This is a genomic window from Streptomyces tamarix (genome assembly GCF_032423885.1).
GTDB classification, from domain to species: Bacteria; Actinomycetota; Actinomycetes; order Streptomycetales; family Streptomycetaceae; genus Streptomyces; species Streptomyces tamarix.
Map to the genome: position 1 here is coordinate 22,328 of NZ_JAWCTQ010000029.1, position 17,501 is coordinate 39,828.

Below are 17,501 nucleotides of genomic sequence, written 5' to 3' on the forward strand. Positions count from 1 at the left end.
CCCCTGGCAGGGCTGTTGCGGCTCGGCGACGGGTACCTATCCCCGATACAGGTCCTGAGAAGGAGACGTGAATATGGCCGTAGCACCGCGTGCTGGCCGTGAGGCCAACGAACGGCTGAGGGCCGTGATGGAAGAAGCGGGATGTTCGAATACGGGACTTGCCCGCCGGGTCAATACCTGCGGTGCCGAGCACGGACTCGATCTGCGCTACGACAAGACGTCGGTGGCGCGGTGGCTCCGGGGCCAGCAACCCCGCGGTCGCGCCCCCGCCATCATCGCCGAGGCGCTGGAGCGCAAGCTGGGCCGTACGGTGACCGTCGACGACATAGGGATGAGCACGGGCCCGGGGCTGGCCCCCACCGTGGGACTGCGGTTCGAGCCGACGGTGGCGGGCGCCCTCCAGCAGGCGTGCGCACTGTGGCGCAGCGACACCAAGTACAGCGGTCTGGTGACCAGGGAGCGGCTGGCCACCTCCGTGCTCGTCCAGGCCAGCCGCGATTGGCTGATCGCCGAGCCGGACCCCAGTGTCGCGGTCAAGGGCGTCCCCGCGGTCGGCCCGGCGGACATCGAGGTGGTGCGGGCGACCACCGCCGCCCTGACCGACCTCGACCACAGCTTCGGCAGCGGGCACATACGCCCGGTCGCCGTGCGCTACCTGGACAGCGTCGTCTCCGGGCTGCTCGCGGGCCCGTACCGGGAGTCGACCGGGCGGCTCCTGCTCGGCGCCGTCGCGCGGCTGACGGAGCTCACCGCCTACATGACGGTCGACACCGGGCAGCTCGGACTCGCCCAGCGCTATTACATACAGGCGTTGCGCCTGGCGCAGGCGGCGGACGACCGCGTCTTCGGAGGCTATGTGCTCGCGTCGGGGATGGGGCACGTGGCCCTGCTGCTCGACAACCCCGGCGAGACCGTTCAGCTCGCGAAGGTGGCCCGGGAAGGAACGCAACGACGGACCACTGCGACCTCTCGGGCGGTCTTCTACGCCGCCGAAGCCCGCGGCCACGCCCTTCTGGGAGACGCGGGCGCCTGCGAGAAGGCCGCCGACCAGGTACTCGAAGCGCTGAACGGTGACGGTCCCGACGCGCACGAGCGCCAGGAAGGGATCCCCCACGTCGACCGAGCGTACCTGGCGCAGGAGTTGGCGCACTGCTACCAGGACCTGGGCCGGCCCGAAGCCGCCGTCCGGTGGGCGCAGGAGGCGCTGCGGGAAGGCGCGCCGAAGGCCCGGCGCCGCGCTCTCAGGCTGCTGCTCCTGGCATCGGTGGAGCTGCAGCTCGGGGAGGTGGAGCGGAGCTGCGGCACCGCGGCACAAGCCGTGGAGGTGCTGGGCGGGGTGCGCTCCGTGCAGTGCGCCAGACGCCTGGAAGCCTTCCGCGGTCGCCTGGAGGCGCTGGGGCGGCATGAGGAAGCCCACCGCCTCCGTCCGGCGGACGAGCACTGACCACGGCTCCCTCCCACCCGCGACCCCACGGTCGCCGAGCAGCCGAGGGACTGCCGTTGCCCGACCGGCCACCAGGCCGTCGTCGACGCCGGCACCCGCCCGGGCCCCGTGGTCGGCCGGCCGCTGCCGGGCAGCCGCGACGGCCGCGGGGCATGGGCGCCGCCCGGTGCGAAGGGCGTCGTCGACCTGACCACGGTGATCGCGGACGGCGGTCGCCGGGGCACCGCTCCGGCCCTCCCCACCCTTGCGAACGCGGCCGGGCGGGGGCGTCCGGCCCGGAAGGAGGGACGCCACGCCTCCCCTCACGAGGTCCGCCCCGCGTCAGGCACGCCTCCGCGCGGACGAGCACCTGGAAGATCCTCCGGGGCTGCCGCCTCAGGGGCGACGGTGCGCTCGGCACCGCCCGCCTGCACGACCTCACCCCGCCACGCGCCGTGGGAACCGGCACATCAGCGGCGTACGACGCCGACTTCACCCGTACGCGGTCCACTTCGTGCGCGTCCACGCGTTCACGCGTCCCCCGTGCTCCCGGACGGGCCCGGCGGTGAAACCTGACGGAGCCCTCCTGAGCGGAGCCCCCGTACCGCGGGTACCGCGCCGTGAGCCCATGGGACGATCGAGGTTCGGCAGCCCTTCCGGTGGGGGAGCCCCGTCGTCCTGCCGGGTCCCACGGACCTGGACCTGGCGGTCGGCGCGGACATCCCGCAGGGGGAGCCCCGTCGTCCTGCCGGGTCCCACGGGTGCGGCCGGAGCGGAGGCCGCCCCGCCGGTCGGGCCGGAGGAGGAACCCGCCCGCAGTCGAGCGGGTCACGGTGCCCGACCGCGGGCGCGGACCCGTCAGGCGACCCAGCGGGCCCTGTCCGGCCTGTTGATGGCCAGGCGCTTCAGCGCCGGCGGGACGTCGTACCGGCCGGTCACCGCTTCGATCAGGACGAGGCGGTGGGGGGTGGCCGCGGCCCGGGCGAGCGCGCGGTCCAGCGCGGCCGGGGAACGGGCTTTCAGTACCAGGGGGTGGGAGACGCCGAGGGCGGCCGGTACCTTGCCCCAGCGCCACCGGGCGACGTCGTTGTACTCGGCGCGGAGACCGTGGGTGATCCGCTCGATGGTGTAGCCGTGGTTGTTGACCAGGATCACGATCGGCTTGAGGCGGTAGCGGCTGATGGTGCCCAGTTCCTGGGCGGTGAGCTGGGCCGCGCCGTCGCCGACGATCAGCACTCCGCGGCGGGAGGGGTCGGCGAGCTGTGCTCCCAGCAGCGCGGGCAGGCTGTAGCCGATGGACGCCCACATCGGTTGTGCGATGAACCGGGCTCCGCGGGGGAAGCGGCGGTCGGCGATGCCGAGCATGGAAGTGCCGTCGTCGGCGACGACCGTGTGGCCGGGACGGATGGCGTCGCCCACCGCCTCCCACAGGGAGGACTGGGTGAGCGGGCGCAGGGAGCGGTACGGCCTCGGCCCGTGGGCGAGGATCCTCCCGGGGGCCACGGCCGGGAGGGCGGGGACCCGGCGTGCCGGCGCGGCCGGCCCGCGGCGTCGGGCGCGGGCGGGGGCCATGGCGAGGTCACCGACCAGGTCCGTCAACACGCCCAGTGCCGCGGCCAGCGGCACGTCCGGGAAGGCGACGCCGTCCACCGCGGCGGTCGTGGGCCCGAGGTCGATGCCCGCGGCGGGATCGAAACGGTGCGTGAACTTGCCGGTGGTCATGTCGGCGAGCAGCACCCCGGCACGGATCAGCAGGTCGGCCCTGTCGACGGCGAGACGGACCCGCTTCTCGCTCATGGCTCCCGCGTACAGGCCGAGGAAGCCGGGGGCGCTCTCGTCGACGACGGTCTTGCCGGTGGCCAGGACCGCGTGGGGGAAGGCACCTGCCCGCAGCAGACCGGCCAGTTCGGAACGGGCCTTGAACCGGTCCACGAGGAAGTCGGCCAGCACCACGACGGTGTCCGCGGCGGCGAGCCGGGCCCGGGCCGCGGCACGGAAGGCTTCGAGGCTGCCCGGGTCGGCGGCCCACCCGCGGGGGAGCGGTGGCGGGCGGTGTGACCGGACGGTGGCCAGGGCGACATCACGGGGCACCCGGAGGTAGCCGGGGCGGCTCTCGTTCAGGCAGGCCGCCAGCACCCGGTCGATCTCGGCGAGGGCGTTGCCGGGCCGCAGGACGGCATCGGCACAGACCACCTGCCGGTGCGCGCGGGCGAACCGGTCGAAGTCCCCGTCCCCCATGGTGTGGTGGACCACCAGCCCGGCGCGTTCGGAGGCCTGCGTCGGTCCGACGACGATGTGGAGCAGCGGGACCCGCTCGGCGTAACTGCCGGCCACCCCGTTGATCGCGCTCAGCTCCCCCACGCCGAACGTGGTGAGGAGCGCTCCGAAGCCCCGCGTGCGACCGTAGCCGTCGGCCGCGTAGGCGGCGCCGAGCTCGCTCGCGGTTCCGATCCACTTCACTTTCGGGTGGGCGAGCACACGGTCCAGGACGGGGAGGTTGTAGTCACCCGCCACACCGAACAGGTGGTTCACCCCCACGCCGCTCAAGCGGTACAGGAGGTGGTCGATGACCGTCTCGCCGGTTTTGGACGACCGGGGTTTCATGGGTGCCTTCCTTTCCTCGGGTGGCCGGCCGCGCCGCACGTGCCGGGGGAGAGCGGCGCGCCGTGAGCCTTCGGGTGCGGTGTCGCGGAGCGATCGGCGGGGTTCCGCGCCGGGGTGGACCGTGGTGGGCCACCGCCCGCCGCCCTGCCGTCACCGCCGGGCGCTGTGCCCGCCGGGCCGTCACCGTGGACGCGGTTCGGCTTTCGCCGGCAGGCGTACGGGGCGGTGGCGGAGGTGCGCCGGGCCACTCGCTCCCCGCGCCCCGGGCGGAGCGCGGGCGTGCAACGGGGGGGGAAGGGCTTCGGGGCCCTTCGCGGGGACACGTCCCACACGGCGGTGGGCGCGGGGAGGCCGGGGGGTCGGGACGGGTTCGCGGCAGGACGTCGCCGGGAGGGCCCCGTGGAATCGCTGCCGCGGGCACCGGGCACCACGTGAGACGGCCCTGCCCGGTTGTGCGGTCCCGGCCGAGCACCATGATGTCGACCATGGGAGAGACGTTGGCACGGCGTTTGGTGTCCGACCGGATGTGGGAGCTGTTCGCACCGCTGATCCCCGAGTTCGCCCCGCGGAGCCAGGGAGGCGGCACCGGCCCGCTGGACAGCCGCGACGTCTTCACGGCCGTGGTGTTCGTCCTCACCAGCGAGTGCGCCTGGCGCCGCCTGCCCCCTTCGTTCGAGGTCTCCCCGGCCACGGCGCACCGTCGCTTCGCCTCGTGGTCGAGGGCCGGGCTGTGGGGGCGGCTGCGGCAGGCGGTGCTGGAGTACGAGGAGATCGGCTGCGACCGGGAGTGGGCGATGGAGATCGTGGAGGCCGCGATGTCCCGGTGAGGTCCGCCGCCGCGGGGCCGTCGCCGCGGGCGGTCCGGAGAGGCCGTCGCCTCACCTGTCGGCATGCTCCGCCGACCTGGTGGCGGGCGCACTGCCGGGCCGCCTGTCGAGGCTGACGACGTCGAACCCGCCCTGCTCGTACTGGACCTGGATGCGGCGCTTGTCGTACTTGCCCACCGAGGTCTTCGGTATCTCCCCGACGACCGCCCACCGTTCGGGCATCATCCAGGAGTCGACGCGGCGGGCCAGGAAGTCCCGCAGCTCCTCCGGGTCGGCGCCGGTGTCCTGACGCAGCGACACGACCGCCAGGGGCCGCTCGCCCCAGCGCTCGTCGGGCACCGCGACCACCGCCGCTTCGGACACCGCGGGGTGCTCCATCAGCGTGTTCTGGAGGTGCACGCTGGAGATGAACTCGCCACCGGACTTGATGACGTCCTTGACGCGGTCGGTGAGGGTCAGGAACCCGTCCGGGGTTATCCTTCCGACGTCGCCGGTCCTCAGCCAGCCGTCCGGGGTGAAGTTCCCCTCCGGCCGTACCGGAAGGGCGCCCACGCCGCCGTGGTAGGCCGTGGTGATGTCGGGACCGCACAGCTGCAGTTCGCCCACGGACACGCCGTCGTGCGGCACGAGGGCCCCGTCCGGGTCGACGAGCCGGAAGCGGACCGACACCGGGAACCGCCCCTGGCTGACGCGGTAGGCCCACTCCTCGTCGGCGCCCACCCCTCCCGGAGGCACGGCCGCGCTCACCGCCCCGAGGGTCTCGGTCATTCCCCACCCGTGCAGGAAGTCGATGGAGTGCCGGTCCCGGTAGGCGGCCATCAGGGCGGGAGGGCACGCGGATCCCCCCACGAACACCCGGCGCAGGCTGCCGGTGTCGTACGCGTGGGTGTCCAGCTCCTCCAGCAGGGAGGCCCAGACCGTCGGCACGGCGGCGCTGAAGGTCGGCCGCCCTTGTTCGATCATGCGGGCGAGCGATGCGGTCCGGGAGTACCGGTCCGCCAGCAACAGGTCGGCGCCGGTGAGGAACGCGACGTGGGGGATGCTCCAGCCGTTCACGTGGAACATGGGCGCGATGGGGAAGAGGACGTCGCGCTGGCCGACGTCGTAGTGGCTCGGGGCCATCATCTGAAAGCAGTGCAGGTATATCGACCGGTGGCTGTAGACCACCCCTTTGGGGCGGCCGGTGGTGCCGGACGTGTAGCACATCGTCGCGGCGGTGTGCTCGTCGAGCCGCTCCTGCCAGGGGTAGTCGAGAGGACGGTCGGCGATCAGCTCCTCGTACCGGTGCACCTCACCGGCGAGCCCGGCGAGCGCCGCGCGTTCGCCGGAACCGGCGACGACGACGTGCCGCACCGCTCGGGGCAGGAGGCGCAGCACGGAGGCGAGCGCCTCGGTCAGGTCGGCGTCCACGACGATGACCTCGTCGCCCGCGTCCTTGAGGGTGTGGGCCAACTGCTCGGCCGGCATGCGCGGGTTGAGCGTGTGGAGGACGGCGCCCATCGCCGGAACCGCGAGGAACAGCTCCAGGTGGCGGGCGTTGTTCCACATGAAGGTACCGATGACGCTCTGCTCGCTCGACGGTCCGGTACCGGTGCGCACACCGAGCTGATCGCGGAGCGCGTGCGCCAGACGAGCGGCACGCTCACCCGTCTCCGCGTAGGTCCTGCGGTCGAATCCGTTTCCGTTCCACGTGGACACGGTGGAAGCGCCGTGGACCGTGGAGCCGTACTGCAGGACACGGGCGATGGTGAGCGGAGTGTCCGGCATGGTGCTGCGCATGGTGATCCTCCGGATCGGGTGTCGTGCCAGATGGAACGGATTGTCGGGCCCTCGTGAATCCGTAACGGCAAGGTATTTCCCCTCCGCTTCGCCTGTCGTCCTCCCCGCCGGTCTCGCGTGGTCGCCGACCACCGGACAAAGGACATGACTGCCACATGCCGTCGTGGTCGGTTTTTCCGCTGTTCCGCGCCCCGGCCCGCGGGCCTTCCCGGGACGTCCTCCACAAGGCCCGGCGACACCAAAAGGCGGGTGTTCGCGCGAGCGTTCCGCCCGGGACCGCGATTTCCCCGCAGTGCCCCACATGAGACACACGCCTGTTGTCGCACTGGTGGTGCGGGGGTGGGCCGGAGCCGGTACGCGCCCTGCCGTGCGCCGACTGCACCTTTGGGCGGTGAGCCGTTCCGCGGGCCACGAACACGCCTGCCGGCGGATCCGGCACGCCTCTACATTCCTTTCTCAGGAAACGGGCGAGCCGAATTCCCTGCCCGCCGCCCCCTCTGCCACCTGCCCGTCACAGGAACAGGCCCACCCCCCTGCGAAATCGAGTGCCGGTGCGATCGCCGGCCCGGCAAGGAGACACCCTGATGAGTCCGTGCGGCAGCGAGCCCTATGCCTACGACGACAACGACGTGGGGCCGGCCTCGGGAAACCGGCGCGCGAAGGTGCTCCGGCGCCTCCGCCGGGGGCGGCCGCGTCAGACGTCCCCAGCGGCCCTGTGGAGCCCGGAACCCGACGACCGGCGTTTCAGCGACCCGGCCTGGAGCTCCGACCCGAAGTACCAACGTCTTCTGCAGTACTACCTGACGTGGTCCCGATTGACCCTGGCCGCCGCCGAAGCCCCCTACCTGCCGGTGCGGCGCCGGCAGCAGTTGCAGTTCCTCGCCCAAGTCGTCACCGAGGCCCTGGCCCCCGTGAACTTCCTTCCGGGGAACCCCGCCGCGCTGCGCCGCGCCGCGGACACCCGGGGCGTGAGCCTGGTCCGCGGTTCGGGCAACCTCCTGCACGACGTGGTGCGCCGCCGGGGGCGGCCGGCCAAGATGCCGCCCGGCGCCTACCGGCTGGGAGAGGACTTGGCCGCCACCCCCGGCCGCGTCGTGTACCGCAACGAACTGATGGAGCTGATCCAGTACGAGCCCCAGACCGCAGAGGTGCACCAGGTGCCGCTGCTGTTCGTCCCCGCCTGGGTGAACAAGTTCTACATATACGACCTGGCCCCCGACCGCAGTCTCGTCGAGTGGGCGGTCCGCGAGGGCTTCACGGTGTTCGCCATCAGCCTGCGTGACCCCGAACCCGACCAGGCGGGGCTCGGACTGGACGAATACCTGCCGCAGGCCCCACTGCGCGCCCTGGATGTCGTACGGGAGATCACCGGGGCCCCCCGGGCCCATCTGGTGGGAGTGTGCGCCGGAGGGATGTTCGCGGCATCCGCGGCCGCCTGGCTGGCGGCGGGCGGCGAGGCGAGGGTGGCATCGCTGACCCTGTTGATGTCGGCACTCGACTACGCGGGTCCGGACGGCCGCGAGAAGTCGTCGGAGGCGGAGATAGACCTCCTGACCCGCATGCTCTCCAACAAGCGCGGCCTCGTCGACGGCAAGAAGATCAGCCTTCTCTTCGACCTGCTCAGGCCCAGGGAAACCATCTGGCAACCGCTCGTGTCCGGCTGGCTGATGGGCGACAGGCCGCAACCCTTCGACATCTGGGCGTGGAGCGAGGACGGAATAGACGTGCCCGACACGCTCTTCAAGCAGACCCTGCGGATCGCGGCGGACAACTCCCTGGCCCAGCGTCGATTGCGGATCGATGACAGGACCATCGATCTTTCCGCCGTCACGCAGGACGCGTTCGTGGTGGCCGGCTCCCGCGACCACATCATCCCCTGGGAAACGGTGTACCGGAGCGCCCGGCTGCTCGGCGGCGACGTCGCCTTCCACCTGGTGCCCTCGGGACACGTGGGAGGCATCATCAGCCCGCCACGCCCCAAGGCCGACTACCTCATCGGCGGGGACGGGCTTCCCCCGAGGCCCCAGGACTGGCTGGCCCGCGCCGCTTCACAGCACGAGTCCTGGTGGACGGCCTGGTCGCGGTGGCTCGGCCCCCGGTCGGGCCCGCGCGTCCCGAGCCGCACGACGGGCAGCGCGCGGTATCCGGCCCGCACCCCCGCACCCGGGCGTTACGTGCTGCCCGGTGACCGCGGGACCGCCGGCGGCCCGACCCGCGCGGCGTCCCCCCGCCGCCGCGTCCGCCGTCGCCGTGCCCGGCTCGCCCCGTCGTTCCCGCCCGCCGCCACCGGCGAGGCCGCCCACGGGTGGACGAACCCCCGCTGGAAGAACGCACCCGACCCCGAACGGCCGTCCGCGACGGCGTGAACCGCCCACCGGAACCACCGGCACGACGCAGGAAGACCCGTCTCTCCCAAGGAGGAGCACCATGCATTCCGTCGACCTCAAGGCACTCCTCACCACTCTCGGCTCGGACCCCTTCGACCACGAACGAGTCGCCCTGTTCCAGGATCCCGCCTCGGGCCTGAAAGCCATCGTGGCCCTTCACTCCACGGCCCTGGGCCCGGCCCTGGGGGGCACCCGCTTCCACGCGTACGACAGCGACGAGAAGGCTCTCGCCGACGTGCTGAAGCTTTCGCGCGGCATGTCCTACAAGAACGCCATGGCCGGACTCGACTTCGGCGGCGGCAAGGCCGTCATCATCGGGGACCCCGAACAGATCAAGTCCGAGGAACTGCTGATGTCCTACGGCAGGTTCGTGGACTCCCTCGGCGGCCGGTACGTGACGGCGTGCGACGTCGGCACGGACACGGCGGACATGGACACGATCGCCCGCACGTGCCGGTGGACCGCGACCCGCTCGCTGGAGAGCGGCGGCGGGGGAGACCCGTCGGTCTTCACCGCCCTCAGCGTGCTCCAGGGCATGCGGGCGGCAGCGCTCCACCGCTGGGGCACGCCCTCGCTCCGGGACCGGACGGTCGGAGTCGCAGGAGTGGGCAAAGTCGGCCGCCTCCTGGTGGAGCACCTCTTCGACGAGGGTGCCCGCGTGGCCGTCACCGACGTGCGCGAGAAGCCGGTGCGCCGCCTGGCGGAAGAATTCCCCCAGATCGTCGTCGCGGACGACACCGAAGCGCTGATCCAGCTCAAGGGCATGGACGTCTATGCTCCCTGCGCGCTGGGCGGGGCACTGGACGAAGCCGTCGCCGCGGTGCTCACGGCCGAGGTGGTGTGCGGCGCGGCCAACAACCAGCTGGCCCGTCCCGACGTGGAGCGCCAACTCGCGGACCGGGGAATCCTCTACCTCCCGGACTACGTCGTCAACGCCGGCGGGGTGATCCAGGCCGCCGGGGATCTGCGCGGGGCCACGCCCCAGCAGAGCATGACGAAGGTGGAGCGGATCTTCGACACGACGCTGGCCGTCCTGGAACGCGCCAGGGCGGAGGACATCCTGCCCGGTACCGCCGCCGACCAGATCGCCGAACAGCGCATCGCCACCGCCGCGGACGCGCGGACCGCGGCGGGAGGGCCGCGACCGCGGTGACCACACGGACGGAGGGGGCGTACCGGACCCGGACGGGCCCCGACCGCGGCGCCGGAGCGTACGCGTCGTCCCGTGGACGCTCCGCCGTGCCGGCACCACGGCCCGACCGGTCTTTACGGTCCCGATCCCCCATCCCCGATTCCCGGAGGAGGACGAGATGAGTGGCCTTCAGCAGCCGCGCCGGACTTTCCCCCCGCAGCACAGGGGGGTGCAGACACCCAGCGGCATGCCCTTTCACAAGTACGCGCCGTACGAGCCGATCGGGCTGGCCGACCGCACCTGGCCCGGCCGGCGGCTGACCGAGGCACCCCTCTGGTGCAGTGTGGACCTCCGGGACGGCAACCAGGCCCTGATCGACCCGATGGACGTCGCCCGCAAACGCGAGATGTTCGACCTCCTGGTGTCCATCGGCTTCAAGGAGATCGAGGTCGGCTACCCCGCCGCGTCCCAGGACGAATACGACTTCGTGCGGCACCTGATCGAGACCGACGCCATTCCCGACGACGTCGTCATCCAGGTCCTCACGCCGATCCGTGCCGAAGCCCTCGAACGCAGCGTCGCCGCGGTCCGCGGCGCCCGCAAGGCGATCGTGCAGTACATCATCCCGACCTCCACCGCCCAGCGCCGGGTGGTCTTCCGCGCCAGCCGCGAGGAGATGCTGGCGATGGCCCTCGCAGGCGCCCGGCAGGCAGTGCACCTGCAGGAGACGACACCGGAAACCGAGATCCTGCTGTCCTTCCTGCCCGAGTCCTTCACCCAGACCGAGCCCGACTTCGCCCTGGAGGTCTGCAACGCGGTGCAGGAGTACTGCGCCCCCCGTACCGACCGCACCCTGCGGATCACCCTGCCCGCGACCGTCGAGGCGTACCCCCCGCACGAGTTCGCGGACCGCGTCGAGTACATGAGCCGGGAGCTGGCGCACCGCGACCGCACCATCCTCACCGTGCACCCGCACAACGACCGCGGCAGCGCCGTCGCCGCGACCGAGCTGGCACTGCTGGCCGGCGCCGACCGCGTGGAGGGCTGCCTGTTCGGCAACGGTGAGCGCACGGGCAACGTCTGTGTGCCCACCCTGGCGATGAACCTGTTCTCCCAGGGCATCGACCCCATGCTCGACCTGCACGACTTGGACGGCATACGGCGGGTGGCGGAGAAGTGCAGCCAGCTCCCGGTCTCCAGTCGCCACCCCTGGGTGGGCGAGTTCGTGTTCACCTCCTTCGCCGGCACGCACCAGGACGCCATCGCCAAAGGTCTCCGTGCCCGTGAGGAGGAGGACGCCGACGCCTTCTGGGACGTGCCCTACCTCCCGGTCGACCCCCGCGACATCGGCGGCAGCTACCAGGCCCTGATCCGCATCAACACCCAGTCGGGCAAGGGCGGCATCGCCCACCTGCTGCGGAGCACCCAGGGCGTGGTCCTGCCCAGGAGGCTGCAGATCGACTTCGCCCACGTCATGCAAAAGCTCTGCGAGAAGCAGGGCGGTGAGGTCGGCGCGGACGAGCTCTGGCAGACCTTCGTGGACCGGTACGTCACACCGGGTACGGAGGTAGGGCGGGGAGCCGCGGCGGGCGGTCCGGAAACGACCTTCGACCTCGACCGGTGCCCCGGCGACTGGCGCGAACGGGCTCAGCACCTGCTCGCCACTCTGCTCACACCGGCCACGGTGCGGGACCTCATCGTCGACCGGCGCGAGGGCCGCGCCGGCCACGTCGCCTTCTGCGAGGTCGTCCAGGGTACGGACACGCGTGCCCTGTGGGGGGTGGGCCTCCACGCGGACGAGGCGGAAGCCGTCCGGGGCGCGGTGCTGGCGACGGTCCGGCGGGCCCGGTCCGAGGAGCCGCGGACACGGAACGCCCCGGCCGCGTCCCTGAAGGCGCCCGCCCCGTGAGCGGCCCGGAGCTCCGCGCGCCCCGCACCGCGCGCCCCGCACCGCGCGTCCCCTCCGCGGGGCGCGGGGCCCGCACGCCGCCCCGGTCACCGGGACCCTTCCGCCCGCCGCGCGCGGTGGACCGGAAGGCGCGCCGGGACGGACCGCGCGGTGGGACTCGGCGCGTGCGGACACCGCCGTACGAGCAGGCGCGCACGCCACGGGGCGAGCCCGCCCCCCGGACCCGCTCCATACGCCTTGCCGGCGCCGACGGGCCGCGCGTCACGGTGCCGTCACCCGCGTCACCGGCCGCCGGGGGAGGGCGCCGGCGTGACCCCGGGGAACGTACGGGTTCCACCGCACGGACCCGGGTCGCCTTCCGTGCGGGGAAGGTCCGGTTCCGGCTCGGGCACGCCCCTCCCCCCGCGGCCCACCGGTCGTCAGCAGGTGCGGCCCGGCGCCGGGAGAACCTCCGTTCGCTTTCCGGCGGCACCGCACCCCACCGCACCACACCGCACCCGGGCGCGCTGCGGCCCGCCCCGCACCGGACGAGACGGGAGACCACGATGAACAGAACCACCGCTGCACACGGGCAGACCGTGAGGGAACGCCGGATCGACGTGGGCGGGACATCGACCCGCTACCTCGAAGCCGGACGCGGAGACCCCGTACTGCTGATCCCCAGCGAAGGCTGTGCATCCGAACAGTGGTACGGAGTCCTCAAGGGGCTCGCGGACGGCTACCGGGTCATCGCCGTGGACCTGCCGGGCTACGGCTACAGCGAACCGGTCCCCGGCGCCGACCCGGCGGCCATGGCGGCGTTCGCGTGGAAGTTCGCCCGAGCGGTCCGTGCCGAGCGTCCCGTGGTCGTCGGGCACTCCTTCGGGGGTGCCGTGGCGGTGAACATGGCGCTGCAGCAGCCGGGCAGCGTGCCGTCCCTGGTGCTCGTGAGCCCCGCCGGTATGGGACGCGCCATCAACCCGGCGAAGCTGGTGCTGGCCCTCACACCCCTGGGCGACCTGACGAAGTGGCTGATCCCCCGTCTGCCCTTCGGGCCGCGCCTGCTCGTGACGGCGGTGGCGGCCGTGGGGTCCTGCCGCCCCTGGCGCATCCCGTCCCCCTGGTGGTCCAGCCAGGTCAAGGCCGTCTCCTCGCCCGGTGCCCTGTCCATGACGCTGCGCTCGCAGCGCACCTCGGTGGGACCGCTGGGGCAGAGGAACCTCCTTCTCGGGCGACTGCCGGAACTGCCGATGCCCACGTTGGTGGCCTGGGGCCTCCAGGACGTCCTGGTGCCCTTCTGGCAGGGGATCGCCGCCCGCCGCCGTCTGCATGACGGACGGCTGAAACTGGTCCCCCGCGCCGGGCACTTGGTACCGATGGAAGCCGCCGACGAACTGCTCAGGGCCGTCCGCCCGTTCCTCGCCCACTCCACGGGCGAGGGCGTCACCAGCGGCGGACAGACACCCGTGCACATGGGGTGACGCCCGCGGAGCACGTCACCACAGGCCCCGGGCCGTCGCGGCCCGGGAACCGGCCCGGGCACTCGGGGCGACCGCCCGACCGACCGTGCGCACGGCGCCGGGGGTCAGTGCGTACGGGGCGCGGCCGGGTCGCCGAACCGGACCGCGTGGAGGGCCCCGGAGGCGGAGGGCTCCTTGGGCGGCAGGGCGGCGACGAACTCCTCGAGGGCGCGGTCGAGCCGGGGCGCGGCGTCCCCGGAGACCGGGGGGAGGCCGTCGCCGTCGACGCCGATCGAGTGGTCGAGTACGAACGCGCCGCGGACGACGTGCCGGGCGCCCAGCGCCACCAACACCGGCTGCAGGGCGTAGTGGGGGGCGAGCGCGTGTGCGAGGCTGCCGCCGGTCATCACCGGCAGCACCGTTTTCCCGGCCAGCCCGGACTGCGGCAGCACGTCGAGGAAGGTCTTCAGCAGGCCGCTGTAGGCGGCCTGGTAGACGGGGGTGGCCACGAGGACGCCGTCGGCGGCGGCCACCGCGTCCAGCGCCCGGCGCATCACGGGGTGGTCGGTCCGCCCGGCCAGCAGCTCCGCCGCCGGCAGGTCCCGGACCCTCAGGTGCGCGGTGCGGAAGCCGGCACGGGACAGGCGCTGCACCAGGTGGGCGGCGACCGCGGCGGTGCGCGAGCGCGCCGAGGGACTCGCGGATATCGCGAGCAGGGAGGTCATCGGGGGCTCCTTCGCGGGCGACGGGACGGGTACGGCCGCCGGGGGGCTACCGGGGGACCGTGCGGGGCCGGGCGCGACCGGCCCCGTGCCGGTGGTGGCACGGGTGCCCGGTGCGGCGCGGGACGCCGCGCCGGCCCCCGGGGCTGTCCGCGGGTGCCCGGGGAGACCGCCGGGGCGGAAGCCCGTGCCGTGGTGCCCGCGGTGTGGCCGGGGCGCGGCGCGGGGGTCCGGCCGGTCACGGGCGGCACCTCCGGCCCGGCCGCCGGCGGGGTGTCCTCCGGCGGCCGGGGGTGGTCGCGGGGTCACTGCGCGGTCCACCCGCCGTCCATGACCAGCACCGAGCCGGTGAAGAAGCCCGCCTCGTCCCCGGCGAGGTAGACCACCGCCGAGGCGGCCTCCTCGGGGGTCGCGACGCGGCCGAGCGGGTGCAGAGCGGCGAACATGTCCGCCTTCTCCTGGCTCCCCCCGACCGTGGAGCGGTACATCGGCGTGTCCACCGATGCCAGCGCCAGGGCGTTGACCCGGATGTTCTGCCCGGCGTACTCCAGCGCGGCGGCCTTCGTCAGGCCGACCACCCCGTGCTTGCCGGCCACGTAGGAGCTGATCCCGGCACCGAATCCGACGACACCGAGCTGGGAGGCGTTGTTCACGATCACTCCGCCCCCTCTGCGCTGGAGGGCGGGGATCTCGTGCCGCATGGACAGGAACACACTGGTGAGCACCTTGCCGACGTCCTCGGCCCAGGTCTCGGGCTTCTGCTCCGCGATCAGCCCGGGGGTGCCGAGCGAGCCGGCGTTGTTGAAGGCGATGTCCAGCCCGCCGAAGCGCTCCTCGGCGGTGCGCACCGCGGCGGCGACGTCCTCGTCGACGGTGACGTCGGCGCGTACGACGGCCGCGGTGCCGCCGGCGGCGGTGATCTGCCCGGCGACCCGGTCCAGGTCCGCGCGGCGGCGGGCCGCCAGGACCACGGCCGCGCCTTGGGCGGCCAGCGCCTTCGCGGCGGCCTCGCCGATACCGGAACTGGCGCCTGTCACCAGGGCCACCTTGCCCTCCAGCCGGTGCCGGAGGGCGGTGCTGTCGGAGATGCGGTGCGGGAAGTGTGCGCTCATCGGTGGCGGTGCCGCCCGGTCGGGTCGGCCCTGCTCCCTTCGGACATGGGGTCGGTGGGGAAGGGGTGACGCGTGACGCGGGTGGGAGGCCAGGACTCGCCGGTACCGGTGTGAGTGCCGGTGCCGGTGCCGGTGCCGCTGGGCCTCCCGCGTCCGCCGTCGGGCGGGCCGTACCGGCCGGTGGCCGTACGGCCCCGTGAGCACCCGTGAGCACCCGTAAGCCCCCGTGAGCCGCGGCGCCCGCTCCGGCCGCCGGTGACCGGGGCGGACGCGCGGCTCGGGGTTCCTCCTCGCGGGGTGCCCGTACGGTACGGGCGTCAGGCCGGCGAGGTCTCCACCGCCGTCTCCGGGGACCCGGAGGCGGCCGTGGCGCGGTCCCGGTACCAGGCGTAGCAGCTCACGAGGATGCCGAGGACGGTGACCGCGGCGGCGGCGAGGTAGACGGAGCGCAGACCGGGGCCGTCGATGACCAGACCGCCCAGCCAGCCGGCCAGCGCGGCGGCGACCTGGTAGGCGGAGGCGTTCACCGCGATGGCCAGGGTCGGTGCCGAACTGGCGGTGTTCAGGACCCGGGTCTGCATGCCGGGGATGACGGAGAAGCCGAGCGCGCCGACGAAGAACACCATCACGGCGGCGGCCACGGTGCTGCCGCTAACCGCCCAGGTCAACAGCAGGCCCGCGGCGAGCAGCCCCAGCAGCGCGACCTGCGACGGCATCAGGGCCCGGTCGGACAGCCAGCCGCCGGCGAAGTTCCCGACCGCCGCGCCGACGCCGTACACGACCAGCAGCACCGCGACCGAGCCGGCGGCGAATCCGGAGACGTCGGTGAGCAGCGGCGCGAAGTAGGTGAACACCATCAGCAGGCCCATGTTGGCGACGGCGGTGATGAGGATCGCGAGCTGGACGTCCCGGCTGCGGAACACCCGCAGTTCGGCCACGGCCGAGCCCCCCGGTGTCGCGCCCGCCACGTTCGGCACCGACGGCAGCACCAGCAGCAGGCCGAGCAGGCACACGACGGCGATGACGCCGAAGGTGGCGCGCCAGCCGAAGTTGTTGCCGATGAAGGTGCCGAGCGGCGCACCGAGCATCATCGACAGGTTCATCCCGAAGGCCAGCTTGGACACGGTGGAGGCCTGCTTGCCCTCCGGGGCCGTGGACACGGCGATGACGACCGCGTTGGCGAAGAAGGTGGCGGTGATCAGCGCGGTCACGACGCGTGCCACGAACAGGACGGAGTACACCGGGGCCAGCGCCGAGGCGAGGTTCCCGATCACCACGATCACCATGAGGCCCACGATGAGCGGTTTGCGCGGGTAGCGCGCTGTGAGCGCGGTCAGCACCGGACCGCCGACGATCATTCCGATGGCGTACGCCGTGACCAGGAGTCCGGCGGAGGGGATCGACACCTCCAGGTCGTCGGCGACGTCCGGCAGGATGCCGGCGATGACGAACTCACCGGAGGTGATGCCGAACACGCACAGCATCAGGGCAACGAGCTTCAACGACATGCTGTCTCTTCTGATTCGGGGTGGACGCGACTGTCGCCCGCGGGGCCGGGCCCGACGCGCCGCGGTGGACGGCGCGTCGGGCCCCGGCCGGGGGTGCCCCGCGGGATGCCCCTCACGGGGCGGGTGGCGGGCCGGCGTAGCGGAACGCGTACGCGGAACCCAGCGCGATCAGGTGGTCGAGGTCCGGGCCGGCGAGGTCCTCGGTGGGCAGGGTGAGCGTCTTGGCGTGCGGCAGCTCCGCTTCCAGGAAGAGGTCGAACTGCGGGCGGCGGTCCGGTTGCGGTGTGGAGTGGATGGTCAGGAAACGAGCGTTGTCCGAAGTGGTCACGAAGCCGTGCGGAACGTTCCGCGGGACGATCATCGTGCTGCCGGCCTCGGCGACCTGCTCCTCGCCGTCGCAGACCATGCGCAGGGTGCCGTCCAGGACGATGAAGACCTCGTCCTCGTAGTCGTGGACGTGCAGCGGGGTGTTGTAGCCGCGGTTGCCGGTGTGCTGGACGACGGTGAAGGAGTTCCGGGTGGCCGAGCCGGGCACGCGTATCTGCGCCAGGCCGCCGAGCAGCCACACCGCGGTCTGCTCGGACTCCGGGATCAGGCGGCCCTTCTCGTCACGGGCCATGTCCGGGAAGGTCATGGTGTTCCTTTGCGTCGGTTCGTAT

Annotated in this window: 12 protein-coding genes; 6 read left to right on the top strand and 6 right to left on the bottom strand. The window is 73.0% G+C overall.

The features are described from left to right. Positions 1-73: 73 nt before the first annotated feature. A complete protein-coding gene (locus tag RND61_RS21470; RefSeq protein WP_315879661.1) occupies positions 74-1,444 on the top strand; it encodes a transcriptional regulator in 1,371 nt (456 codons plus the stop codon). 837 nt (positions 1,445-2,281) lie between these two features. On the opposite strand, the gene RND61_RS21475 is transcribed toward RND61_RS21470, so the two are convergent. Continuing rightward, positions 2,282-4,027, bottom strand: coding sequence for an alpha-keto acid decarboxylase family protein (locus RND61_RS21475; protein WP_315879662.1), 1,746 nt, complete (start codon positions 4,025-4,027; stop codon positions 2,282-2,284). Between the two features lie 485 nt (positions 4,028-4,512). Here RND61_RS21475 and RND61_RS21480 point away from each other — a divergent pair, with 485 nt between their 5' ends. Further along, a complete protein-coding gene (locus RND61_RS21480; protein ID WP_315879663.1) occupies positions 4,513-4,854 on the top strand; it encodes a transposase in 342 nt (113 codons plus the stop codon). Between the two features lie 51 nt (positions 4,855-4,905). Here the strand turns inward: RND61_RS21480 and RND61_RS21485 are convergent, their stop codons facing one another. Beyond that, positions 4,906-6,633 (bottom strand): long-chain-fatty-acid--CoA ligase, encoded by a 1,728-nt coding sequence (locus RND61_RS21485; protein ID WP_315879664.1) that lies wholly within the window; start codon positions 6,631-6,633, stop codon positions 4,906-4,908. A 584-nt stretch (positions 6,634-7,217) separates the two neighbouring features. Between RND61_RS21485 and RND61_RS21490 the strand changes: the two genes are divergently transcribed. The 4 genes from RND61_RS21490 to RND61_RS21505 all read left to right on the top strand — a co-directional run bounded on the left by RND61_RS21490 (position 7,218) and on the right by RND61_RS21505 (position 13,521). Next, positions 7,218-8,999: a PHA/PHB synthase family protein gene (locus RND61_RS21490; protein ID WP_315879665.1), complete on the top strand. Its 1,782-nt coding sequence runs from the start codon at positions 7,218-7,220 to the stop codon at positions 8,997-8,999. Between the two features lie 61 nt (positions 9,000-9,060). Beyond that, positions 9,061-10,173: a Leu/Phe/Val dehydrogenase gene (locus RND61_RS21495; RefSeq protein ID WP_315879666.1), complete on the top strand. Its 1,113-nt coding sequence runs from the start codon at positions 9,061-9,063 to the stop codon at positions 10,171-10,173. A gap of 226 nt (positions 10,174-10,399) precedes the next feature. Continuing rightward, entirely contained in the window at positions 10,400-12,061 is a 1,662-nt protein-coding gene (locus tag RND61_RS21500; RefSeq protein ID WP_315879667.1) for a 2-isopropylmalate synthase, read from the top strand. Positions 12,062-12,606: 545 nt separating this feature from the next. Continuing rightward, the gene (locus RND61_RS21505; protein ID WP_315879668.1) at positions 12,607-13,521 is read left to right on the top strand and encodes an alpha/beta fold hydrolase; all 915 of its coding nucleotides are present in this window, start codon (positions 12,607-12,609) and stop codon (positions 13,519-13,521) included. 104 nt (positions 13,522-13,625) lie between these two features. Here RND61_RS21505 and ssuE read toward each other — a convergent pair whose 3' ends face one another. From ssuE to RND61_RS21525, 4 genes are all read right to left on the bottom strand, one after another. Then, positions 13,626-14,225: an NADPH-dependent FMN reductase gene (gene ssuE, locus RND61_RS21510; protein ID WP_315879669.1), complete on the bottom strand. Its 600-nt coding sequence runs from the start codon at positions 14,223-14,225 to the stop codon at positions 13,626-13,628. Between the two features lie 302 nt (positions 14,226-14,527). Next, entirely contained in the window at positions 14,528-15,334 is an 807-nt protein-coding gene (locus RND61_RS21515; RefSeq protein ID WP_315879670.1) for an SDR family NAD(P)-dependent oxidoreductase, read from the bottom strand. A gap of 317 nt (positions 15,335-15,651) precedes the next feature. Further along, positions 15,652-16,842 (bottom strand): MFS transporter, encoded by a 1,191-nt coding sequence (locus tag RND61_RS21520; protein WP_315879671.1) that lies wholly within the window; start codon positions 16,840-16,842, stop codon positions 15,652-15,654. 112 nt (positions 16,843-16,954) lie between these two features. Continuing rightward, positions 16,955-17,476: a cupin domain-containing protein gene (locus RND61_RS21525; protein WP_315879672.1), complete on the bottom strand. Its 522-nt coding sequence runs from the start codon at positions 17,474-17,476 to the stop codon at positions 16,955-16,957. Positions 17,477-17,501: the final 25 nt, after the last annotated feature.